Below are 22,246 nucleotides of genomic sequence, written 5' to 3' on the forward strand. Positions count from 1 at the left end.
CAGGATGGGCGTCTTGCGCCAGTCGCGACCATCCTGAGCCGGTGCCATCCAGCAGGAGTGTTCGTGCATCCAGTTGATCATCGACAAGAAAGGAGCAAGCCATGATGCCCATCATCTATTTCACCACAGTCGCGGCGATCCTTTTCCTGGCCCTGCGCATGATGTGCGGGGCCTGCGTAATGGGCGGGAATACCGAGACAGGGCGTGCGCATCTGCCCATCATGCCACTGGGTTGGGCGCTGAGCCTGTTTCTGGCGCTGACATACGTGGTTTGCGTCGTGTTCGATCTGATCTTCCCCGGCTACGCGATGTACGAGGTCTGGTCCGGACTGCTACCGGGCTTCATCTGGCTGACCCCGGTGGGCTTCATCATCGGCCTGGTCGAAAGCTTTCTGTATGGCTGGTACGCCGCGCTGATCTTTGGCGGCCTGTTCAACGCCATCTCGGGCAGGGGAGCAGAGGCATGATCGTGACCGCACGCCCGAAACTGCGCTTCCTTGGTGCCGCCGGAACGGTGACAGGATCGCGCTATCTGATCGAAGGCATGGGACGGCGCATCTTGGTCGATTGCGGCCTGTTCCAAGGCTTCAAACAACTACGCGCACGCAATCGCAAACCGTTCCCTGTGCGCGTCAATACCATCGATACCGTGTTGTTGACGCATGCCCATCTGGACCATTCAGGATATCTGCCCGCGCTGATCCGGGCGGGGTTTCGCGGGCGGATAATTTGCACCGAGGCAACGGCGGAACTGTGCGGGCTAATTCTGCCCGACAGCGGGCATATCCAGGAAGAAGAGGCGCGCTATGCCGCCAGAAAGGGATATTCCAAACATAAGAACCCAAAGCCTCTTTACACGCTCAAGGATGCAAAGGCCGCGCTGGATCGCTTTGATCTTCACCCCTTCGATCAGAGGGTCGAGCTGGGTGACGGCATCGCGGCGAGTTTCATTCCGGCGGGGCATCTTCTTGGGGCGGCCCAGATCCAGCTTGAAGTTGGCGGCAAGATTGTCCATTTCAGCGGCGATCTGGGCCATGATCCCGATCCGCTGATGCGACCGCCGAACCCATTCGGCGGGGCCGACGTGCTGGTCTGCGAATCCACCTACGGCAACCGGTCCCATCCCGACATCGACCCCGAGGCCGAACTGGCCCCGGTCCTGATACGCACGTTTGCCCGCGGTGGCACGGTACTGATCCCGTCCTTCGCCGTCGGACGGGCGCAAGGCCTGATGCTGCATATCGCGCGTTTGATGGGGCGGGGCGACATTCCCTATGTCCCGGTGTTTCTCAACAGTCCGATGGCGGTGGACGCGACGGAAATCTATCACGCGCACCACGACGAACATCACGTCAGCCGCGAAGACTGCATCGCGATGTTCGAGATCGCCAAGCGGGTGAACACGGTCGAACAATCGAAGGAACTGAATGCTCGCCAGGGTCCGATGATCATCGTCTCCGCCAGCGGAATGTTGACCGGCGGGCGTATTCTGCACCATCTGGCCAGCTTCGGCGGGGATCGGCGGAACGCAATCCTGCTGTCCGGTTTTCAGGCCGGTGGCACGCGTGGCGCAACACTGGCCGGGGGCGCCCGGAGTTTGCGCATCTTCGGACGAGAGTTTCCCATCGAGGCCGAGGTGGTTCAGCTCCAGTCCTTTTCCGGGCACGCCGATGCCGACGAAATCCTGCGCTGGATGTCCGCCGGTCCCGCCCCGACGATGACCTATCTGACCCATGGAGAGCCTCTGGCAGCGGACACCCTGCGATTTCGCGTCGAACATGAGCTTGGGCGACCCGTGCGTGTCCCGGAACACCTCGAGTCCGTCTATCTGGACCGGCCGCGATGACCGATACGCTTGCCCTTGTCCCCTCCGGCATCGACACCTACCGGCAGCCGGTCGTCTACATGCACGAAGACTGCCATGTCTGCCGCTCCGAGGGGTTTGCGGCCCAGACTCGAATACGGATCGACCTGAAGGACCGGTGGATCATCGCAACCTTGAATGTCGTCGGCCGCGGGGCATGGCTTGCCGTGGACCAGGCAGCATTGTCCTTTTCCGCCTGGGCGGCCCTTGAAGCGCAGGCGGGGGACAGGGCCGCGTTCTCGCACCCTGAACCGCCCGCTTCCGCGTCGATGATCCGGGCGAAAGCCTATGGCGAAAGACTGGATCAGGCCGGATTCGCAGGAATCGTCAGCGACACTCTCGACAATCGGCTTTCGGATCTCGAGCTTGCCGCATTCGTCACCGCCTGTGCGGGCGACAGGCTGGACGAGGCCGAGACCGTGGCGCTGACCCGCGCCATGAAGGATGCCGGGCAGACGCTCGACTGGGGGGACCGGGCCGTTCTCGACAAACACTGCGTCGGCGGATTGCCGGGCAATCGGACGACGCCGATCGTCGTCGCCATCGTCGCGGCGGCGGGGTATCTGATCCCCAAGACGTCGAGCCGTGCGATCACCTCGCCGGCGGGGACGGCCGACACAATGGAGACCATGGCACCGGTCGCTCTCGATGCCGCCGCGCTGCGCCGGGTGGTCGAAGCCGAGGGCGGCTGCATCGTCTGGGGTGGCGGGCTCGCCCTCAGCCCAGCCGACGATCATTTCATCCGTGTCGAACGCCCTCTTGATTTCGACTCCACTGGCCAGCTCGTGGCGAGTGTGCTGTCGAAAAAGGCGGCGGCCGGTGCCACGCATGTCCTGATCGACATCCCGGTCGGACCCACCGCCAAGGTGCGGTCGGCCGGAGCGGCGGAAGCTCTCGGGACCCGGCTGTCTTCAGTGGGCAAGGCGCTGGGTCTGAACCTGGCGCTGCATGTCAGTGACGGCGTGGCCCCTGTTGGGCGCGGCATCGGACCGGCGCTGGAAGCCCTGGACGTGCTGGCGGTTCTGCGGCGCGCGCCGGACGCGCCCGGTGACCTGCGCATGCGGGCGCTTGACCTAGCCGGGCATCTTCTGGACCTTGCGCAGGAGGCGGGGCAGGGGCGGGGCCGCGCAGAGCAACTTCTGGACAGTGGCGCGGCGGAAGCAAAGTTCATGGCAATCTGCGCCGCACAGGGCGGTTTCCGGGAACCCGGAACCGCCGAGCAGCGCATCGACATATGCGCGCCGCACGCGGGCCAGTTGACTGCCGTGGACAGCCGCCGGATCGCGCGCATCGCCAAGCTGGCCGGTGCCCCGCGTCAGAAGAGCGCTGGCATTCGGTTGCTGGTGCGGATTGGGGACCGGGTGGACAGCGGCCAGCCGCTTTATGAACTTCATGCCGAAACACCCGGGGAGCTGGCCTATGCCCTGGCCTATGCCGAGTCCCAATCGGGCGTGCTCACGCTGTCCGGGGAGATGTCATGATCCTTGTTCCGTTTCCCGAGATGAGGCCGCTGGCCGAAGATCTGGCACCCGCGCTGGGGGCGGAATTGAGCGAACTCGACTGGCACCGCTTCCCCGATGGCGAAAGCCTGATCTCGTTGCCCGGCGATCTGGACGGCGCCGATGTGGCGCTGCTGGCGACTTTGCGCGATCCCGACCGCCTTGCCCTGCCATTGCGCTTCGCCGCAGCGACGGCCCGCGAGATGGGCGCGCGCGGCGTCGGATTGATCGCCCCCTATCTCGGCTACATGCGGCAGGACCGCCGTTTCGAAGCCGGGCAGGCGGTCAGCGCGCCGCTGTTCGCGCAATTCCTGGGGGAAAGTTTCGACTGGCTGGTGACCGTCGATCCGCATCTGCACCGCATCCGCCGACTGGAGGATGTCTTCCCGATGCCGGCGATACGCGCCGTCTCCGCCCCGCTGTTGGCAAGCTGGATCGAGACGAACTTGCCAGACGCCGTTCTTCTGGGTCCCGACAGCGAAAGCCAGCAATGGGTGGCCGAGGTGGCCCGGCTGGCCGGACGACCCTATGAGGTCTTGCGCAAGGTGAGGTCCGGCGACCGCAGCGTCGATGTCAGCGTGCCTGAAAGCGTAGCTCTGCGGGAGGGAAAACCGGTGATCCTCGACGACATCGCGTCCTCCGGGAACACGATGGCGCGGGCTGTCGAGCGATTGCTTGCCTCCGGAACCGATGCGCCTGTCTGCCTGGCCATCCACGCGGTCTTTGCGGATGGCGCCCATGACGCCATCCTGTCAGCCGGTGCGGCAAGGGTTATTACCACCGACACCATACCCCATCCATCGAATGCGATTGGAATTTCCAGTGTACTGGCCGAAGCGCTCCGGTCAGTCGCGACAGGCCTTGACCTTCCAGTTGCTGGAACAGTTAGGTTGGATCCGAATCCCGCCGAGAGGACACCCGAATGAACAACCAAGCAAGCCGTGCGACATCCGACACCGAAACCGTCGTGTACGTCTGCCCGATGCATCCAGAGGTGCGGCAGAACGGTCCGGGCGATTGCCCGAAATGCGGTATGCATCTCGTGCCCGAAGAGGAGGTTGCCGCCCATACCGGGCATGATCACGATGCCCACGACCACCACGCAAGCACTGCCCCGGCGGACGGCAGATACGATACCATCCCCGACGGCTATGATGGGGCGGTCTACACCTGTCCGATGCACCCGACCGTGCGCCAGACCGAGCCGGGATCCTGCCCGATCTGCGGCATGGGGCTGGAGCTTGAATCGGCTGCTATCGCGGCGGACGGTCCAAATCCGGAGCTTGTCGACTTTACCCGACGTTTCTGGGTCGGCACGGTCCTGACCATTCCGCTTCTGATCCTCACCATGGGTCCCTATCTCGGCTTTCCGGGAGTGCGCGAGATCTTCGGCGAGCGAGCAACCCTCTGGATCGAGCTGGTTCTCGGAACCCCGGTGGTCCTTTGGTGCGGCTGGCCGTTTCTGGTTCGGGGCTGGAATTCGTTCCGGACAATGAACCTCAACATGTTCTCCCTGATCGGCATGGGCGTGATGGCGGCCTGGCTCTTCAGCGTCGTTGCCGTTCTAGCACCAGGGATATTCCCCGACGGATTTCGAGACGCCGAAGGGCATGTCGGCGTCTACTTCGAGGCGGCAGCGGTGATCGTCACGCTGGTGCTGCTTGGCCAGGTGATGGAATTGCGCGCACGTGAAGGCACCGGCAAGGCGATCCGCGCGCTGCTCGACATGGCGGCCAAGACCGCAAGGGTCATCCGCGACGACGGGTCCGAAGAGGAGATTCCGCTGGAGGATGTACAGGTCGGCGACCGGCTGCGCGTGCGGCCCGGCGACAAGGTGCCGGTAGATGGCGTGGTTCTGGAAGGCCGGTCCTCGGTCGACGAAAGCATGATCTCCGGTGAACCCGTGCCGGTCGAGAAGACGGAGGGCGACCCGCTGACCGGTGCCACGATCAACGGCACCGGCAGCCTGGTGATGGAGGCGACACGGGTCGGGTCCGACACGATGCTGGCGCAGATCGTCGAGATGGTCTCCAACGCGCAACGATCGCGCGCACCGATCCAGAAGTATGCCGACAAGGTGGCGGGATATTTCGTTCCGGCCGTGATCGGTGTTGCAATTCTGTCCTTCATCGCGTGGGGGCTCTGGGGCCCGGCGCCTGCACTGTCCTATGCGCTCGTCTCCGCCGTTGCGGTTCTGATCATCGCCTGTCCCTGTGCCCTTGGGCTTGCAACTCCGATGTCGATCATGACGGCAACGGGGCGGGGGGCCCAGGCCGGGGTGCTTATAAAGAACGCCGAGGCTCTGGAGCGGTTCGAGAAGGTCGATACCCTGATCGTCGACAAGACGGGGACGCTGACGATGGGCAAACCACAGCTTGTCGCCGTCCTGCCCGAGCGCGGTCACGACGAGGCGGAGGTCCTGCGTCTCGCCGCATCGCTCGAGCGCGGATCGGAGCACCCTCTTGCCGAAGCGATCGTCAGGGGTGCCGAGGAGCGAAGTGTGAAGATGGCTAATGCCGACGACTTCGAAGCGGTCACCGGCAAGGGCGTCAAGGGCGTGGTGGACGGCAAGGCGGTCGCACTCGGCAATCTGGCGATGATCCGCGAATTGGGGCTTGAGGCGGGCGACCTGACCGCCAAGGCAAATGCCCGCCGTGACGAGGGCGAGACGGTGATGTTCGTGGTGCTGGATGGCGAGATCGCCGGTCTTGTCGGGGTCGCCGACCCGGTGAAAGAGACCACACCTGCCGCCATCAAGGACCTGCATAAACTGGGGTTCCGCGTCATCATGGCGACCGGCGATAACGAACGCACGGCCAAAGCCATCGGAGCACGTCTTGGCATCGACGAGATCCGGGCCGATGTGCTGCCCGAAGACAAGGCGCGGATCATCAAGGAGCTGCAGAAAGAGGGCCGCAGGGTCGCGATGGCCGGGGATGGTGTCAACGACGCACCGGCCCTAGCACAGGCCGATGTCGGCATCGCCATGGGCACTGGCGCCGATGTGGCCATCGAAAGTGCCGGCATCACTCTGGTCAAGGGCAACCTCGACGGGATCGTGCGCGCGCGGCGGCTTGCCCGGGCCACCATGCGCAACATCCGCCAGAACCTTTTCTTCGCGCTGATCTACAACGCCTCCGGCGTGCCGGTCGCGGCGGGGGTGCTGTTTCCGTTCTTTGGCATCCTCATCAGCCCGATGTTTGCCGCCTTCGCCATGAGCGCCTCATCGATCTCGGTGGTGCTCAATTCGCTGCGGCTGAGAGGTGCAAGAATATGAGATCGGACATCGTTCACGGCGCGCTGGCCGCTCTTGCGCTCACCGTCACGGCGAACATGGCGACGGCGCATGAGTTTACCGCCGGGCTTCTGGTGGCGGGTGAAGAACGTGAGGCGCGTCTCGCCGAGGCGGTCAACGGATTCCTGTTGGCGGCGGATGAGCGGGACGGGCATGCGGACGAAACATCAGACGGCCATCTGGGCGGGGTAGACGTGCAGCTCCTGCCGCTGCCCGCCGAAGCGGCAGGCCAGGTCGCGGGGTTGGTCGGGACGCCTCGGATGCCGCCCGACGTCCTGGTCGTGATCGGACCGGAACCGGAGGGATCCGCCGCCACCGCATCGCTTGCTTTCGCCGGCGTCGTGCTGCGTCCCGGCGCGCTTCCGAACGGCTGGGCGACCGAGGACGACACGGACAACTTTGCCGCGCGCTACCGAAGTGCCTACGGCTCGGCACCGACCGAGGCGGCGGCGCGGGGCTATAACGCCGCCCGGCGGCTGGATGCCGCGATCCGTCCGCTCGACGGGATCTCGCCGCGCGTGGCGCTGGAGACCGCTCTCGCCGATACCGCGAGCGGCATTGACTGGCAGGAGAATACTCGATGAAAGAAGATCCAAGGCTCGTTTCTGACGTTGCCCACGAAGACCCGGAAAAACTGGACGGCTTGGACGGAGACTCCGAGCCGATCGCGCCCCCCTCGTTCTGGCGGTCACGCGCCGGCATCTATCTGATCGTCGCCCTGGCAGTAGGTGGCCTTCTTCTAGGCTACGAGCACCGGGCGCACATCCTGGGCAGCGGATTGCTGATCTGGCTGCCTTTGCTGCTCTGCGTTGGGATGCACTTCTTCATGCACGGCGGTCACGGCGGACATGGCTCCGGGGGTGACAAGACATGACCGAACCCGGAACGGCATATGGCCTTTGGCTGCTGGTGTTCATCAATTCGGCGGTCTTCATCATCTTCGCCTTTAGCTTCTTCAAGCCGCAGACCAAACGCGACTGGCGGAGTTTCGGGGCGTTCAGCGCCTTCGTCGTGGCGCTTTTCACCGAGATGTACGGGTTTCCGTTGACGATCTTCCTCTTGTCCGGCTGGCTGCAATCCACTTGGCCGGATATCGACTGGCTTGCCCACGATAGCGGACATCTGCCCGAAATGATGTTCGGCTGGCAATCAAACCCGCATTTCGGCCCCTTCCATATCCTGAGTTTCGCACTGATCGGAGGCGGCTTCTGGCTGATATCCGTAGCCTGGCACCATCTCTGGTCGGCGCAACGGCAGGGGCGGCTGGCCACGACAGGGCCCTATGCCCGCATTCGCCACCCCCAATACGTGGGATTCGTTCTCATCATCCTGGGCTTTCTAGTGCAGTGGCCAACCATCCTGACGCTCGCGATGTTCCCGGTGCTGGTCTGGATGTACGCCCGCCTTGCGCGTGCCGAAGAAGCCGACAGCCGCGAACGGTTCGGCGAAAGCTGGGACAGATATGCAAGCCGTGTTCCCGCTTTCATCCCCAGCTATCGGACCAAAAGGAGCGACGACCCCCAATACGATTGATGCAAACCCGGGAGGAAAAGATGAAGAGCTAGGTAAATGTACTTGCCGCGATTGTAATGCTTTCGACGGCACCGGCAGCAATCGCCGAGTCACATGGCGAACAGATGAGCATGATAAGTCCCGGGCTCATGATACCGCCGATGGATCCGGCCAAGGGCAAGCTGCTCTTTGCATCCAAGGACTGCGTTGTCTGCCACTCGATCAACGGCGTCTGGCTGCTGGCCGCGCCGTTGGTGTTCTGGACGCCGGATGCGGCCGTCTATGCCAATGACTCGCTTATCGGTGCGCTATTAGTCGCACTGACGATCCTGATTCCCATGATGCCAGGCATGTCACGTGAGGGGATGATGGACGACACCGACATCCCGCCCGGCTGGACCTACTGCCCATCCACCTACGTCCAGCGCCTGCCGATCATCGCGCTCGGTGTCGTAGGCTTCATCCTGTCGCGCATCCTGTCGGCCTATCAGCTCGGCCACATAGACGGTGTTTGGGAGCCGTTCTTTTCTTCGCCGGTCGCGATGAACGGCACCGAATACATCATCACCTCGGATGTCTCCAAGGCCTGGCGCATTGCTGACGGTGGGCTTGGCGCCATGAGCTACATGTTCTAGATCCTTCATGGGCGTCATGGGAAGCCGCCTGCGCTGGCGCACCATGCCCTGGATGGTAGCACTCTTCGGAATTGTGGTGGGGCCCCTCGGCGTTGTCAGTATCTATTTCATCATCATCCAGCCGATCACCATCGGCACCTACTGCACAATCTGCCTGATGGCGGCGCTGGCCATGCTGATCATGATCCCGTTCTCGCTTGATGAGATCGTCGCGATGGTGCAGTTCATGGTCTGGAATACGCGCCGGGGCAGACCGTTCTGGCACGCGTTCTTCAGGGGCGATGCTCTGCCCGGCGGCAAGACGGGGGACGAAATGAGCTTCGACGCGCAACCGATGCAGTTCTTCCGACAAAGCGCACGCGGCGTCACTGTACCATGGACGCTCGGGCTGAGCGCGGCGATTGGTGCCTTCCTAATGTTGTCGCGCGCGATTTTCGGTAACGAAGCAGCAATGGCGAACAGCGATCACCTGCTGGGCGCACTGGTCCTGACCACCGCGGTCATCGCCTGGGCCGAGGTCGCGGGCCCGTTGCGGTTCCTTAACATCCTCTTCGGCCTCTGGCTCATTGTCGCGCCTTGGTTTCTGGGCGGAGGCACGGTGGCAGGCAGCCTTGTCGGTATCCTCGCCGGGATCGCTCTCATCGCGCTCAGCCTGCCGCGTGGGAAGCGCAGCGAGGAACACTATGGGAGTTGGGACAGGTTCATTTTTTGAAGGGGCGTCACAAAAAGATTGCCAAGCGTCCTTGACCTTCCAGTAGGTGGAAGGACTATCTGATGTTTCAAGGAGAGGATTGCCAGCCATGAACATTGGAAATGTTTCGGAACAGAGCGGATTGCCGGCGAAAACGATCCGGTACTACGAGGATATCGGACTCGTGCAACCGTCGCGGCGTGAAAACGGGTACCGCGATTTCGCTGTTCAGGATCTGCACAAGCTGGCGTTTCTCGGCCGGGCGCGGTCGTTGGGTTTCAGCATCGAGGAATGTCGCACGCTGTTATCGCTGTACGAGGACCGCGAGCGGTCCAGCGCCGACGTCAAGGCGATCGCACAAAGCCATCTCGCGCGGGTGGATCGGAAAATCGAGGAGTTGCAGGCGCTGAGCGCGACGCTTCGCGATCTTGTCGTTCGGTGTCATGGCGATAATCGTCCCGACTGCCCGATAATGGATGATCTGACGCGTTCCGACCTCGCGGAGACGCGAAAACATCCCGCTGGAACAACCCTCTGAACACTGGTAAATTAGCCGCATGCACTTTGTCGCCCGCCTCATCATGATAGCCGTCCTTGCCGCCTTCGCGGTAAGCTCGGTTGTGCATGCGGCCGGTTCGGCCAGGATGGCATCTGAAATGATCGCAGCCGGAGCTGAAATGGCAGGTGTCGGCTGCGAGGCATGTGATGACGATACGGCGGGAACCTTGGGCGTCGCATGTGATTTCGTCTGCAACTCAGCGGCCGCCGCCGCCGTCGTGGAAGCGTCGGCGGAACTTGGTCCACTTGCAGTTTCGAGCGCTCATGGACTGCCGATCGCGCGGGATTTTCTCGGTCTGAGCAGTCCGCCTGCCAAACAGCCTCCAAGATTCCTTCTCTGATCTGACACGCGCCGCGATTTCGCGGTCGCAGTGTCATGCCGTGACGCCGGAGCAATGCCGCTCCGCGTTGCGGGTATTTCCAACCGCAGTTGCCGCTTTGGCTCCAGCGGAGGACCGAATTATCAGAGAGCCCCAGTCCGATGTCTTTGAAATACAAACCTACCGTGACGCGCCGCGCCTTTGTCGCTTCGTCGCTCGCGGGTGTCATGTCCACCACTCTGCCTTTTCCGGGGGCGGCGGAAGCCGCCACCCAGAGATTCTCGCTCCGGGCCGCACCGGGAAGGACACGGCTTGTTCCTGAGCCACATCCCGACACCGCGGCCTGGTGCTACAACGGCAACGTTCCGGGCCCCGAGATCCGCATCCGGCAAGGCGAACGCCTGCAGGTCGAGGTTACCAACGACCTTGCAGAGGAAACCACCGTGCATTGGCATGGTATCCGGCTTCCGAACGCAATGGACGGGGTGCCGCACCTTACACAGGTGCCGATCGCCCCGGGCGACAGGTTCGTCTATGAATTCGATGCAGTCGATGCCGGCACCTTCTGGTATCACCCACATCAGCGCAGCTTCGAGCAGGTCGGGCGCGGTCTCTACGGTCCCCTTATTATCGAGGAGGCCAATCCCCCTCGTATCGACCGCGACGTTACCTGGGTGCTGGACGACTGGCGCCTGACCGACGACGCATCGATTTCGGACGATTTCGGCAATGCCCATGACGTGAGTCACGCGGGCCGCCTCGGCAACACCGTGACGATCAACGGTCGTGTGCCGGAGACATTCGCCGTGGCATCAGGGAAGCGGATCCGCCTCCGCCTGATCAACGCCGCGAATGCTCGGATCTTCGCACTCGATTTCGGGGACCATGCACCGCGCATCATCGCGCTGGATGGGCAACCCGTCACGCCGCATGAGCCGCGGGACGGTGTTGTCGTTCTCGGGCCCGCAATGCGCGCCGATGTGATCTTGGATTGTACCGGCAAGCCAGGTACGCGAGGCCAGCTTGTCGACCGTGCCTATCGCGGGAACGATTTCCGTATTCTCGATTTCTCCTACGCCGACGTCGCCCTGCGCGAGGCCACCCCCGACTGGCCGATCGCATTGCCAGCCAATCCCATTGCCGAACCAGACCTGAGTTCTGCGCAGCGTCATGAGGTGACATTCACCGGCGGGATGATGGGAATGATGGTGGAGGGGGAGATGGGCCTGGAGCCGCGTGGAGACATGATGGGCGGCGGGATGATGGGCATGATGCATGACGGGCGCGGCATCTGGTTCGTCAACAGAAAAGCCGCCGAGGGACATGTGCTTGACCCGTTCCTGACGCTGGATCTCGGCGCGAGTCACATCTTGGCAATGACCAACGCGACCGCCTTCGATCACCCGATTCATCTGCACGGCCACTCATTCCGCGTGATCAGCCGAAACGGTGCGCCGACGCCGCATAGGGAATGGCAGGACACGGTGCTGATGGCACCCCGCGAACGGGTCGAAATAGCCTTCGTTGCCGACAATCCCGGCGACTGGATGTTCCACTGCCACATTCTCGAGCACCAGGCTGCGGGAATGATGGGCGTGATCCGTGTCGCATGAGCCCCGGAGGAGGACAAGAGATGACAAACAGAACCCTGAATTTTGAGCCGGGCAGACGCCACTTCCTGGCACTGGGTATGGGTGCAGCCGCAGTGCTCGTGTTGCCCGACGCGGTGCGCGCGGCCGACAGGGCGGCCGATATTCGAACGCTCGCCTTCGATGGCGACACGCTGCTGATCGCAGGCGCAACACTGAGGGCCAGCCTCGATAACGGTCGCAGTTGGCATGAGAGGCCAACACCTTCCCCGGTCGCCTCAATCGCCACGCATCCTGCGCGTCCTGGACGTCTCCTTGCCGGACTGGCGCGGGGAGGGGTGGCCGTGTCCGGCGATGGCGGATCGTCATGGACCACCCGAAGTGACGGGCTTGCCTCCGGCGAAGTCACCGCGCTGGCCGTGGCCGCCGGAAACCCCTACATGATCTATGCCGCGATCCGCGGCGACGGCCTTTGGAAGAGCGAGGATGCAGGCGCAACCTGGGCCCTGGCGATGGACCGACCCTGGCTCGACGCGGCCGAGCGTGACCCGCTGACGCTGGTATCGGTCGATCTCGAAACCGGGATGGGCGGCATCTGGATCTATGCAGGAACTGAGAAAGGCCTGACCCGTGTTCCGGACTGTTTCTGCCGCTGGCAGGAAGTTCAGCCCGGCAATGCGATGGACGCGCTGGTGACGGGCGATGCGCCACCTGCCGAGGCGCCGCTGCCGACGGATGAGCCGGTCCTGTCGCTGGCCAACGCCCTTGCGGCACCGTCTACACTTTACGCGGCACTGCCTTCGGGGGTGTGGGCGTCGCAGGACGGCGGCGTGGTCTGGACGCACAAGGCAAAAGGGCAGGGGAGGACCGTCGCGGTCCACCCAAGGGACAAAAATCACGTGGCCGCCATACTCGACGGCGCTCTGAAACTCAGCCGCGACGGCGGCGCAACCTGGACCGCAATCGCGGTCGCATGATGGAGAACCCCATGAACAGAAGAATTTTCCTGGCTTCGCTTGCTGTACTTGGCGTTGGCGGAACCTTCACTTTCACGACGCTGACTTCAGCACAAAGCACCGAAGACGCGACCGGTCCCGCAAGTACCGACGTGTCAGACGGAACGAAGCAGATCACGATTTGGCGCGATCCGGGCTGCGGTTGCTGCGACACCTACTCCAATTATCTGGAAGAGAACGGCTATCAGGTGACACGCATCGACGATCGGGATTTTGATAAGCGCTCGATCGAAGTCGGCGTTCCCGAGCAGGGACTCGGCTGTCATCTGGCCGAGATCGAAGGCTATTATGTCAGTGGACTGGTGCCCTCGGAGATCCTGGAAAGGCTGGTCACGGAGAAGCCCGACATCACCGGCATTACTTTGCCGGGCATGCCTTCGAACGCGCCAGGCATGGCACGAGTAAAGACCGGTACGCTCAAGACCTATGCGTTCGGCGAGGGCGGGATCACCGTTTACTCCGATGAGTAACTGCATGGACATGATGACCGGCCCGATGATGGGGGTGATGATGTTCGGTGGAGGGCTTTTGCTCCTGCTCGTCGCCGCGGTTCTGGTACTCAGCCTCGTCGCACTCGTGAAATACCTCAGGAGTTCGACATGAGAAGGACCGCAACAATCGGTGCCGCCATCGTCGCACTATCTGCGATCGGCTTTGCTGTCCTCGCGCAGTCCGAAAGTGACGATGATTTGGTGGAAGGGCTTTCCTTCCTCGGCGAGCCCGTGACTGTAGCCGACATCGCAGCAGGCGAGACACTCTATGCCGAGAATTGCGCATCCTGTCACGGTGCCGAACTGGAGGGACAGCCTGATTGGCGGCGACGTCTGGACAATGGGCGCATGCCCGCGCCGCCACATGACGAAACCGGCCATACCTGGCACCATTCGGACCGGAATCTCTTCATCGTGACCAAAGGTGGAGTCGGTGCCGTCGTGCCTGGCTACGAAAGCGATATGCCGGCGTACGAAGGCATCCTGACCGGCGACGAGATTGCCGATGTTCTCTCTTACATCAAGAGCACCTGGCCGGATCGACAGCGCCAATTCCAGGCGGAAGTCTCCGCTAACGACAAGGGTGATTTATGAGCGCGGCCGAGGAACCTCGCCGCCGGAATGGTCGCCTCGTCACCGTGCTGCCAGTTGCGATCTTCGCCCTCATCGGCGCAGGTTTTTATTGGGGCCTGTTCAATGGCAACGACACTCTTCCTTCCCCACTTATTGGCAAGGCGGTGCCTGAATTCGATTTGCCGCCGATAGTGGGACGAACCGACGGTCTGTCGACCGCCGACCTCAAAGGGCCGGTGTCTATCGTGAACGTCTGGGCGTCCTGGTGCGTGCCGTGCCGGGTAGAGATGCCCCTCCTGAACGAGCTGGCTGCCAGAGACGAAGTCGCGATTTTCGGAATCAACTACAAGGACCGCCCCGAGGAAGCCTTGAGCTTTCTTGCCGAGCTTGGTGACCCTTACACCCGCATCGGCGCCGACCGGAACGGGCGCGTGTCCATCGATTGGGGCGTCTACGGCTTGCCGGAAACCTTCGTGATCGATGCCGAAGGCCGGATCGCCTACAAGCATATCGGCCCCTTCAACCGCCGCTCACTGGAGGAAGACATTCTTCCCGTGGCGCGGCGCCTTCAGGAAGGAACCGGATCATGAACCGACGTGAATTGTTGACTGGCATGGCGGCGCTCGGCCTCGCAGGGCCGGTTCAAGCCAGACCATTAATGCCGCTCCACGACAAGCCGCGAGAGATGCTGTCGCCGCCCTTCGTGGACGGGGTGGGGCGCGATCTGACGCTGGAGGATTTTCAAGGCAGGGTGGTCCTGCTGAACATTTGGGCGACCTGGTGCGTTCCCTGCCGCGAAGAGATGCCGACGCTCGACGCCTTGCAGGAAAAGCTGGGCGGTGACGATTTTCATGTCCTGCCACTGTCCATCGACCGCGCGGGAATAAAAGTGGTGCGCCGCTTCTACGAGGAAATCGGTATTCGCCATCTTGGAATGTACCTCGCCGACAGCACACGGGCGATGCTTGCCCTCGGTGCTCTGGGCCTTCCCACCACGATCCTGATCGACCGCAACGGTTTCGAGCGCGGACGACTTGTCGGGCCGGCTGAATGGGACAGTCCCGAAGTCATGGCCCAAATCCAAAATCTCATCAACGAAAGGAGTGATTAACCAATGTCCGAAACATCACCTCACACTGAAACACCGGAGGCCCGCCCGTGGTGGCCGCAATTGGGACAGCGTGGCCTAATTCTTGCGTCAATGGCGATTATCGGTGCCGGGCTTTACCTGAACTGGGGCTGGGTGACGGCCATCGGAGCCGCCCCGCTGATCCTGGCCGTGGCACCCTGCGCCGTGATGTGCGGGCTGGGTGCCTGTGCAATGTGCAAATCGAAATCATGTGACAACAAGAGCGCGGCCGTAGAGCCGGGCCTGCCGAGGGACTGAACCCGAAATTATCAAGAAACCTTCAGGAGAAACTGATGACACTTATCAAGAAACTGAGCATGGCGACCGCCGTAACTACCTTGTTGGCCACCAGCGTGGTTGCCCAGGACAACACCGGTTCGTCCGGCCAGATGATGGACGGTGAGCACGGAATGGACGGCGATATGTCCGGCATGCAGGGCATGACGCCCATGATGAAAATGATGCAGAAAATGGGCCCGATGATGGAGGCCTGCACCGAGATGATGGAGGCCATGAACAACTCCGAGGATGAAACCACCCCTTCGACCGACAAGGGCTGATCAATCATCGCCGGGGGCCAAGGCCCCCGGCGATTTGACAGGGAAAAATAGATGATACTCAAAACTGCCCTTCGCGTGTTTGCGGTCTTCCTCTGGGCGCTGATTTCCACGCCCACGATTTCGTTGGCCCAGCAATCGACGCCGCTCGATCAGGTTGAGCAAGAGGCCATCAAAGCCTTGATCCTGCAAACCATCCGCGAGAACCCCGAAGTTCTGATGGATACGCTCCTGACTTTCCAGGAAGAGGCTCAGGCACAAGCCCAGGCCGAACAACGGGCTGCGCTTCAGCGCGTGGGCGACCTCCTGCGGGCGGACCCGAACACCGGCGTGATGGGCAATCCTGAGGGCGACATCGTGCTTGTCGAATTCTTCGACTACAACTGCCCCTATTGCCGACGCGCGGCCCCGGTCCTTTTCGAATTGATAGAGGAGAACCCGGACTTGCGCATCATCATGCGGGAATGGCCGATTCTCGGGCCAGACTCTGTACTAGCGGCTCGGGCGTCGCTGGCCGCGATAAAACAGAACGGATTCGAGGCCTTCCACGATGCCCTGATGGCGCAGCCGCGCGCCAATGCTGTCTTTATAAGAAGGGCCGCTGAGCAGGCAAGGCTGGACTACGACCAATTGCAGGCAGATATGGACGCGCCTGAAGTCGATGCCCATATCGCAAAGTCTCACGATCTCGCACGGCAGCTTGGAATATCCGGCACGCCGACGTTTCTGATCGGGGAAACACTTGTTCCTGGATTGTTGGAAAAGGCCGATCTTCAGGCGCTGATTTCGGAGGCCGAAGATGTCGATTGAACCCGGTGAAACCCCTCCGAAATCGCGGCTCCTGAGATCCATATTGTGGAGCACGATAGCTGTTGCGCTCGCTGGGCTAGCGATCTTTTGGGCTTTGGATAACTATCTCGGCAACGGATCGAAGACCGTCCGCTATTCGGGTGAGGCGGATATTCGTTCCGAATTTTCACTGACAGATCACACCGGACAAGAGGTGACACAGGCTGACTACGCCGACCGCTGGCAGCTTGTTTTCTTCGGTTTCACCAACTGCCCCGATGTTTGCCCGACGACACTGGCATATATGGCCAGCGTGCTAGACCTGCTCGGCAAAGATGCGGACCAGGTGGCGCCGATCTTCATCACGGTCGATCCGGAACGCGACACTGTGCCAGTTATGGCTGAATATGTATCAGTCTTTCATCCGAGCCTGATCGGCCTGACCGGAACCGAAGCGCAGGTTGCCGAGGCCACCAGAAATTTCCGCACATGGTACGAGCGGACCGAGGACGACAGCGCGCCGGACGGCTATTTCATGGCGCATGGCGGATACATCTATCTGATGCGTCCCAATGGAAGCTACGAGGATGTGTATCAGGAAGGCCGTCAACTGCCCGAGCTTCTGGCGCAGGATATCCGCGGAAAATTATGAATGATGGAACTTACCAAATGAAGATCACTATACTCGCAACCGGGCTGACACTCTGGCCGTTCTTCGCTTCGGCCGATGTAACGATATCAGACGGTTGGGCGCGCGCGAGCATCCTCGCCTCGCGTCCGGCTGCGGCCTATCTCACGCTCACGAGCAATCAGAGTGATCAGCTGGTTGCGATCACCACGCTCATCGCTGGAAACGTCACCATTCACGCCGTCGAGACCGGCGACGATGGCGTTAGCCGAATGGTCAAGATCGACGCCTTGGATCTGCCCTCCGGAGAACCAGTGACCCTCGCGCCCGGCAGCATGCATCTGATGCTGATGGGTCTGTCGGAAAAACTCGAAGAAGGCACCGATTTGCCGTTGATCCTGACATTCGCATCGGGTGCCCGAATGGAAGTCAGCGTTCCGGTTCTCGGACCGGGCGCAATGGGACCGCAGGAGTAACAGCCATGAAAAACATACTCCTGCTGATAGCCCTCGTCGCGGGCCGCCCGGCCTACGCAGATCATCCTGGCGACCGTCTTGACGAGGTGATGGCACAGAAAGAACCTGCTTTCACTGCCGTTGACCTCAACGAACTTCCTGCGTTGGATCTTCTCTGCCCTGACGGAGAATCGTTGGACTTGGAAAGCCTCTCCGATCAGGTCGTCGTTCTTAGTTTTGTACCGTCCAACTGCGGGTTGCCTTGTGCTGATCAGCAGGCACTTCTTGAAAAGGTGAGGGGCGGAGTGAATTCATCTCCCATGCTGGACATGGTGACCTTCCTTGTGGTGACCGACGCCAGTGATCCGGTTCCCGGACCGATTGCCGAGAACGTGGTCGTTGCTCGCGCAGAAAAGCCGATGGAGGATCTGGTCGAGCGGTATCGCGCGATTGCACCTGACCATCCCGAGGCTCCGCTTGTGCATGTTATCGCGCGCGGCAACCGCCATGCCGGGATCTTTGCGGGTTCCGCTTTCCGGCACATCAACATGATCCTGTACGTAAACGGCCTGACAAACGCGCATTAATCGAAGAACGGACCCCCAGCATGACAGCAAACACAGAAACCTTTGAGACAAGCGATACCGGATGGCTGTCCGTCATCCGCCGATACATCGTCTATGCCGCTGTCGGGCACCTGATCTGGGAAATGGCACATATCCCGCTCTACACGATCTGGGTCGAAGGCACCTGGGGAGAAATAGCTTTCGCGGTCGTGCATTGCACAGGCGGAGACCTGCTGATCACCATGAGCACGCTCTTGCTCGCCCTGTTTCTCGTCGGAGGGCAAGCGTGGCCGTCGGAGCGCGCAAGGCGCGTCCTGCTTCTGACCGTGGCCCTGGGCGTCTCCTACACGATCTTCAGCGAGTGGCTGAACATCGTGATCCGGGCGGCCTGGGCGTATCGCGATATCATGCCGGTGGTCCCCGTCATCGATGCCGGTCTCACGCCCCTGCTGCAATGGATCATCGTCCCGACCCTGGCATATTGGGCTGCCACAAGAGTGCCCTTGCGCAAGCTATTCAGGGGTAAACGTGGTTCATGGTAGATATCTCGCTTCTCGGCCTCACCGCCGCCCTCTTGGCCGGTACAATATCGTTTCTGTCACCCTGCGTGCTGCCTCTTGTGCCAGGTTATGTCTCCTACGTGGCCGGGCGCACAGCCGCTGAAGGCGGGGCGGCTGCGGCCTCGCCGTCGCGCGCGGTCTGGCTGAGCCTATGTTTTGTCCTCGGCTTCTCCACCATTTTCATGGGGCTTGGCGCATCCGCGACAGCATTGGGTCAGGCCCTTCTTCGGTGGCGGTATGAACTCAACCTCGTTGGGGGCGGCATCATCATTGTCTTCGGGCTTTTCATGATCGGGGCCGCGCGTGTTTCAGTGATGGAACGCGATTTCCGCTTCAATATCAACATTCCCGGCGGCCAACCTGCCGCGTCCTACGTCCTTGGGCTTGCCTTCGGTTTCGGCTGGACGCCTTGCATCGGCCCGATCCTCGGCGCGATACTGACAGCGAGCGCCGCCAGTGCCACGATGGGCGAAGGCGTTATGCTGCTTGCCGTTTATTCCGCAGGCCTCGGTATACCGTTTCTGATCGTTGCCGGATTCACCGATCAGATTGCGGGACGGTTGCGGGCCATCGGCCGGGTTGGCCGCCGCCTCCACCAGATTGCAGGCGTCGTGATGATCCTTATGGGACTGGCGATGATGACAGGACAGCTGAGCGCGCTGTCATACTGGATGCTCGATGCGTTTCCCGTGCTTGGGCGGATCGGATGACGGAAAGTCGGGTGCTCAACTATGGCGGAAAGTAAACCTCCACGCAGCGCTGCCCGGCGTCGCGACTTGCTCGTCTTCGCATCGGTGGGGGTTGCTGCGATCTTGCTCGCACGTGGCGGCTCTTGGGTTCTGGATCGGGCGGGGCGCGATCTCAACTTCATTGAAGTAGACGATCCACCTGGATTTCGTCGCTTGAGCTTGATTGGAACCACGTCTTCCGCATTCGATCCATTCGTCGGCATGGAAACGACCGATGAAAATCCGGTGAACAATCTAACGGTTTCCGATGAAGCTTTTTGCGAGGCTCTCTTCGGCCAAAATAACTTCCAGCCCGGGGTGGTACCCGTCGCGTTCTTCTCTGATTACAACTGTCCCAATTGCGAACTCATCACTGAGGATTTACTCGAGATGGAGGCGGGCGGCCGTCTGCACCTCAGATACCATGAGTGGCCGATCCTCGGTTCTTCATCGGGTGTTTTCGCGCGTGCTGCGATCGCAGCGCGTCGGCAGGGTGCACAGCGCGAATTCAACAGACGGCTGCAACGAACCAGCTTCGCGCCGAGCGATGCATACCTTCGGGGGTTGGCGGAATCTGCGGGCATCGATCCCGAACGATTGCTTGTGGACATGGGAAGCGAAGCGACGACGCAAGAGCTCCGAACGAGTGCTACGCTCGTTCGACGCTTCGCGTTTCCAGGAACGCCGGCTTTGGTCGTGGGCCGCACAATCGTCATTGGCACGATCCGAACGGCCACACTGAAATCCTTGATAGCCGCGGAGCGCATCGAAGGCCCACCTCCTGGATGTTAATCGGCGACGGTTTGGTGAGTTCACGGTTGCAAGGGTTGGCCTTATCTAAGTTGCGAACACACAAGCCCGTGTGGCATCAATATTTCTCTTGAACCTCTAGTAGCTTTAGGAGTTAAGCTGCCGACAAAGAATGGCACCATGGGGTCAGTTCTTCCTTAATTCCGCTACACTTGCTCTGCGGCCCGTCCGAGAGGCTGACCTGCCACTGAACTTTCATCCGTTCGGAACCGGAGCCCTTTGGGTTGTGGTCCGACCCCGAACGTTGGACCGCCCTTGGCGAGAGTTTTCCGGCTTCGATCAGGGTGACAGGCTGGTGATGTCCCCCGATTTCGTTAGCGTGATCGGGGCCTTGTTGCCGATCGCGCCGTGTGGCCGTTCCTCGTTGTAGTATCTACGCCAAGCCTCCAACTTTTCGGCCGCATCTGCAAGCGTCAAGAACCAGTGCGCGTTCAGACATTCCGCCCTGAACCTGCCATTGAACGCTTCGATGAACGCATTGTCCGTCGGGTTGCCAGGCCGTGAGAAGTCGAGCGTGACGCCGCGCTGATAAGCCCAGAGGTCCATGTCGCGGGAGATGAACTCGCTGCCTTGATCGACCCGGATCGTCTTTGGATAGCCCGATCTTCGGCATACCCGGTCCAGAGTGGCGACAACATCTTCACCCCGATAGCTGAACCGCGCGTCGAGTACCGGCACGTATCGCGAGAACGTGTCCACGACCGTCAGCACCCGAAGCTTCTTGCCCGTCGCCAGCTGGTCATGGACAAAATCCATCGCCCAGACATCGTTCGGCCCGACGGCTTCGGCACGGTCATCGCGCAGCTTGGCCTTCACCCGCCGTTTCGGGGTCTTGTTCCTCAGCTGCATGCCCAACTCCCTGTAAATGCGATAGACTTTCTTGATGTTGATGCCCCAGCCCTCACGGTCCAGGAGCACATGAACCCGGCGATAGCCGTAGCGCACCCGGGTCTCGCAGATCTCCTTGATCCGCCTCTCGACGGCAGCCTGATCAGCGCGGCGGGACTTGTAGTGGAACGTCGAACGATCAAATCCGATGGCCCCACACGCCGTTCGGATCGAGACCGCCCAATCGCTGCACATCCCGCGAACCAGCTCGCGCAGCCGACCAGGCTTCAGATCTTTCGCCGGATAACGTCCTGCAACATCTCGCGGTCCAAGGTCAGATCGGCGACGATCTTCTTCAGCCGCCCGTTCTCGTCCTCGAGTTGCTTCAGCCGCTTCATTTCGGTCGGCAGCAACCCGGCATACTTCTTCTTCCAGTTGAAGTAGGTCGCCTGGCTGATCCCCGCCTTGCGGCAGATCTCCGCGACCGGCGTGCCTTCTTCGCCCTGCCTGATGATGAACGCCTTCTGCGCGTCCGAAAACTTCGATGCCTTCATGTGATTCCGCTCCTCTCCCAGCCGGGAAATCGTAGCGGAAAACTCCAACCTCAAACGGTCTAGTTTGCGGGGATCAGATCAGTTGATACGCCGCTTGGCGCAGGTGGAGCAAGCGACATCCGCGCGGAGCTTTCAGATGGCGCAGCGCGGGTGTCGGTTGCGGTGGTGAGGTGTTCGGCGAATGCCTTGGGCGTCTGGTAGCCAAGTGCCGAATGTGGGCGTGTTTCGTTGAAGTCAGCGACCCAGGCCCGGATCACGGCGCGGGCATGGGCCATGTTCCGGAACATGGTCTCGTTCAAAAGCTCATCGCGCATGCGCCCGTTAAAACTTTCGACGAAGCCGTTCTGCATGGGCTTGCCCGGCGCGATGTAATGCCATTCAAGCTTGCGCTCCGTGGCAAAGGTTAAGATGTAAACATCCGCCGAGGGCCGCGGTCAGGCTGCCTTGACCTGGGGCGTTTCGGGGTTCCATTCCCACGGCAGCAGTTCGTGCAGGCGTGAGATCGACATGTCGGAGATGCGGGCGATGACGTCGGCGAGCCAGGCCTGCGGATCGATGTCGTTCAATTTTGCCGTGCCGATCAGGGAATACATGGCGGC

29 protein-coding genes and 1 pseudogene are annotated in these 22,246 nt (G+C 61.5%); 27 read left to right on the forward strand and 3 right to left on the reverse strand.

Going from position 1 to position 22,246, the window contains the following annotated elements; translation table 11 throughout:
* Positions 1–101 precede the first annotated feature (101 nt).
* The 27 genes from BSG08_RS12400 to BSG08_RS12525 all read left to right on the forward strand — a co-directional run bounded on the left by BSG08_RS12400 (position 102) and on the right by BSG08_RS12525 (position 20,247).
* On the forward strand, positions 102–467 hold the full coding sequence (locus BSG08_RS12400) for a DUF5676 family membrane protein (RefSeq protein ID WP_093037255.1): 366 nt from the start codon (positions 102–104) through the stop codon (positions 465–467).
* Positions 464–1,846, forward strand: coding sequence for an MBL fold metallo-hydrolase (locus BSG08_RS12405; protein ID WP_093037258.1), 1,383 nt, complete (start codon positions 464–466; stop codon positions 1,844–1,846). The genes BSG08_RS12400 and BSG08_RS12405 overlap by 4 nt, the downstream gene beginning before the upstream one ends.
* Positions 1,843–3,345, forward strand: coding sequence for a thymidine phosphorylase family protein (locus tag BSG08_RS12410; RefSeq protein ID WP_093037261.1), 1,503 nt, complete (start codon positions 1,843–1,845; stop codon positions 3,343–3,345). Before BSG08_RS12405 ends, BSG08_RS12410 begins: the two co-directional genes overlap by 4 nt.
* Entirely contained in the window at positions 3,342–4,289 is a 948-nt protein-coding gene (locus BSG08_RS12415) for a ribose-phosphate diphosphokinase (protein ID WP_093037263.1), read from the forward strand. Before BSG08_RS12410 ends, BSG08_RS12415 begins: the two co-directional genes overlap by 4 nt.
* Positions 4,286–6,640 carry a copper-transporting P-type ATPase gene (locus BSG08_RS12420; protein ID WP_175544778.1) on the forward strand — a complete coding sequence of 785 codons (2,355 nt, stop codon included), beginning with the start codon at positions 4,286–4,288 and terminating at the stop codon, positions 6,638–6,640. Before BSG08_RS12415 ends, BSG08_RS12420 begins: the two co-directional genes overlap by 4 nt.
* Positions 6,637–7,242: a type 1 periplasmic-binding domain-containing protein gene (locus BSG08_RS12425; RefSeq protein ID WP_093037266.1), complete on the forward strand. Its 606-nt coding sequence runs from the start codon at positions 6,637–6,639 to the stop codon at positions 7,240–7,242. The genes BSG08_RS12420 and BSG08_RS12425 overlap by 4 nt, the downstream gene beginning before the upstream one ends.
* Positions 7,239–7,532, forward strand: coding sequence for a DUF2933 domain-containing protein (locus tag BSG08_RS12430; RefSeq protein ID WP_245770691.1), 294 nt, complete (start codon positions 7,239–7,241; stop codon positions 7,530–7,532). The genes BSG08_RS12425 and BSG08_RS12430 overlap by 4 nt, the downstream gene beginning before the upstream one ends.
* Positions 7,529–8,191: a methyltransferase family protein gene (locus BSG08_RS12435; RefSeq protein WP_093037269.1), complete on the forward strand. Its 663-nt coding sequence runs from the start codon at positions 7,529–7,531 to the stop codon at positions 8,189–8,191. The genes BSG08_RS12430 and BSG08_RS12435 overlap by 4 nt, the downstream gene beginning before the upstream one ends.
* 140 nt (positions 8,192–8,331) lie before the next feature.
* Positions 8,332–8,805, forward strand: coding sequence for a hypothetical protein (locus BSG08_RS19720; RefSeq protein ID WP_245770692.1), 474 nt, complete (start codon positions 8,332–8,334; stop codon positions 8,803–8,805).
* A gap of 7 nt (positions 8,806–8,812) precedes the next feature.
* Entirely contained in the window at positions 8,813–9,517 is a 705-nt protein-coding gene (locus tag BSG08_RS19725) for an SPW repeat domain-containing protein (RefSeq protein WP_245770693.1), read from the forward strand.
* 88 nt (positions 9,518–9,605) lie between these two features.
* Entirely contained in the window at positions 9,606–10,034 is a 429-nt protein-coding gene (cueR, locus tag BSG08_RS12445) for a Cu(I)-responsive transcriptional regulator (protein WP_093037272.1), read from the forward strand.
* Positions 10,035–10,559: 525 nt separating this feature from the next.
* Positions 10,560–11,987, forward strand: a complete 1,428-nt coding sequence (locus BSG08_RS12455) for a multicopper oxidase family protein (protein WP_245770694.1) — start codon at positions 10,560–10,562, stop codon at positions 11,985–11,987.
* A 20-nt stretch (positions 11,988–12,007) separates the two neighbouring features.
* Positions 12,008–12,940, forward strand: a complete 933-nt coding sequence (locus tag BSG08_RS12460) for a WD40/YVTN/BNR-like repeat-containing protein (RefSeq protein ID WP_245770695.1) — start codon at positions 12,008–12,010, stop codon at positions 12,938–12,940.
* Between the two features lie 11 nt (positions 12,941–12,951).
* Complete coding sequence (locus tag BSG08_RS12465; RefSeq protein ID WP_093037280.1) at positions 12,952–13,449, forward strand: DUF411 domain-containing protein; 498 nt, start codon at positions 12,952–12,954, stop codon at positions 13,447–13,449.
* A gap of 4 nt (positions 13,450–13,453) precedes the next feature.
* Positions 13,454–13,582, forward strand: a complete 129-nt coding sequence (locus BSG08_RS19830; protein WP_268874619.1) for a hypothetical protein — start codon at positions 13,454–13,456, stop codon at positions 13,580–13,582.
* Positions 13,579–14,064, forward strand: coding sequence for a c-type cytochrome (locus tag BSG08_RS12470; RefSeq protein WP_093037283.1), 486 nt, complete (start codon positions 13,579–13,581; stop codon positions 14,062–14,064). Before BSG08_RS19830 ends, BSG08_RS12470 begins: the two co-directional genes overlap by 4 nt.
* A complete protein-coding gene (locus BSG08_RS12475; RefSeq protein WP_093037285.1) occupies positions 14,061–14,633 on the forward strand; it encodes a DsbE family thiol:disulfide interchange protein in 573 nt (190 codons plus the stop codon). Before BSG08_RS12470 ends, BSG08_RS12475 begins: the two co-directional genes overlap by 4 nt.
* Complete coding sequence (locus BSG08_RS12480) at positions 14,630–15,154, forward strand: TlpA family protein disulfide reductase (protein ID WP_093037288.1); 525 nt, start codon at positions 14,630–14,632, stop codon at positions 15,152–15,154. Before BSG08_RS12475 ends, BSG08_RS12480 begins: the two co-directional genes overlap by 4 nt.
* Positions 15,155–15,157: 3 nt before the next feature.
* Positions 15,158–15,430: a hypothetical protein gene (locus BSG08_RS12485; protein WP_093037290.1), complete on the forward strand. Its 273-nt coding sequence runs from the start codon at positions 15,158–15,160 to the stop codon at positions 15,428–15,430.
* A 35-nt stretch (positions 15,431–15,465) separates the two neighbouring features.
* Positions 15,466–15,732, forward strand: coding sequence for a hypothetical protein (locus BSG08_RS12490; protein WP_093037293.1), 267 nt, complete (start codon positions 15,466–15,468; stop codon positions 15,730–15,732).
* A gap of 51 nt (positions 15,733–15,783) precedes the next feature.
* Entirely contained in the window at positions 15,784–16,539 is a 756-nt protein-coding gene (locus BSG08_RS12495) for a DsbA family protein (protein WP_093037295.1), read from the forward strand.
* On the forward strand, positions 16,529–17,170 hold the full coding sequence (locus tag BSG08_RS12500) for an SCO family protein (protein ID WP_175544779.1): 642 nt from the start codon (positions 16,529–16,531) through the stop codon (positions 17,168–17,170). Before BSG08_RS12495 ends, BSG08_RS12500 begins: the two co-directional genes overlap by 11 nt.
* A 17-nt stretch (positions 17,171–17,187) precedes the next feature.
* Entirely contained in the window at positions 17,188–17,622 is a 435-nt protein-coding gene (locus tag BSG08_RS12505) for a copper chaperone PCu(A)C (RefSeq protein WP_093037300.1), read from the forward strand.
* Positions 17,623–17,627: 5 nt separating this feature from the next.
* Complete coding sequence (locus BSG08_RS12510) at positions 17,628–18,188, forward strand: cytochrome-c oxidase (protein WP_093037303.1); 561 nt, start codon at positions 17,628–17,630, stop codon at positions 18,186–18,188.
* A gap of 20 nt (positions 18,189–18,208) precedes the next feature.
* Positions 18,209–18,709 carry a hypothetical protein gene (locus tag BSG08_RS12515; RefSeq protein WP_093037306.1) on the forward strand — a complete coding sequence of 167 codons (501 nt, stop codon included), beginning with the start codon at positions 18,209–18,211 and terminating at the stop codon, positions 18,707–18,709.
* Positions 18,703–19,437, forward strand: a complete 735-nt coding sequence (locus BSG08_RS12520) for a cytochrome c biogenesis CcdA family protein (RefSeq protein ID WP_093037308.1) — start codon at positions 18,703–18,705, stop codon at positions 19,435–19,437. Before BSG08_RS12515 ends, BSG08_RS12520 begins: the two co-directional genes overlap by 7 nt.
* 21 nt (positions 19,438–19,458) lie before the next feature.
* A complete protein-coding gene (locus BSG08_RS12525) occupies positions 19,459–20,247 on the forward strand; it encodes a DsbA family protein (protein WP_093037311.1) in 789 nt (262 codons plus the stop codon).
* Between the two features lie 297 nt (positions 20,248–20,544).
* Here the strand turns inward: BSG08_RS12525 and BSG08_RS12530 are convergent.
* From BSG08_RS12530 to BSG08_RS12540, 3 genes and pseudogenes are all read right to left on the reverse strand, one after another.
* A protein-coding gene (locus BSG08_RS12530; RefSeq protein ID WP_093037314.1) for an IS3 family transposase occupies positions 20,545–21,647 on the reverse strand; the annotation gives its coding sequence in 2 pieces (ribosomal slippage) (positions 20,545–21,386 and positions 21,386–21,647; 1,104 coding nt in all).
* Between the two features lie 59 nt (positions 21,648–21,706).
* A pseudogene (locus BSG08_RS12535) lies at positions 21,707–22,057 on the reverse strand (integrase core domain-containing protein); the annotation flags it as partial.
* 24 nt (positions 22,058–22,081) lie between these two features.
* Positions 22,082–22,246 (reverse strand): transposase domain-containing protein (locus BSG08_RS12540; protein WP_139274571.1); only part of this gene is annotated, 165 nt, incomplete at its 5' end.

Origin of the sequence: Roseovarius azorensis, assembly GCF_900109455.1 — a bacterium.
Lineage (GTDB): Bacteria > Pseudomonadota > Alphaproteobacteria > Rhodobacterales > Rhodobacteraceae > Roseovarius > Roseovarius azorensis.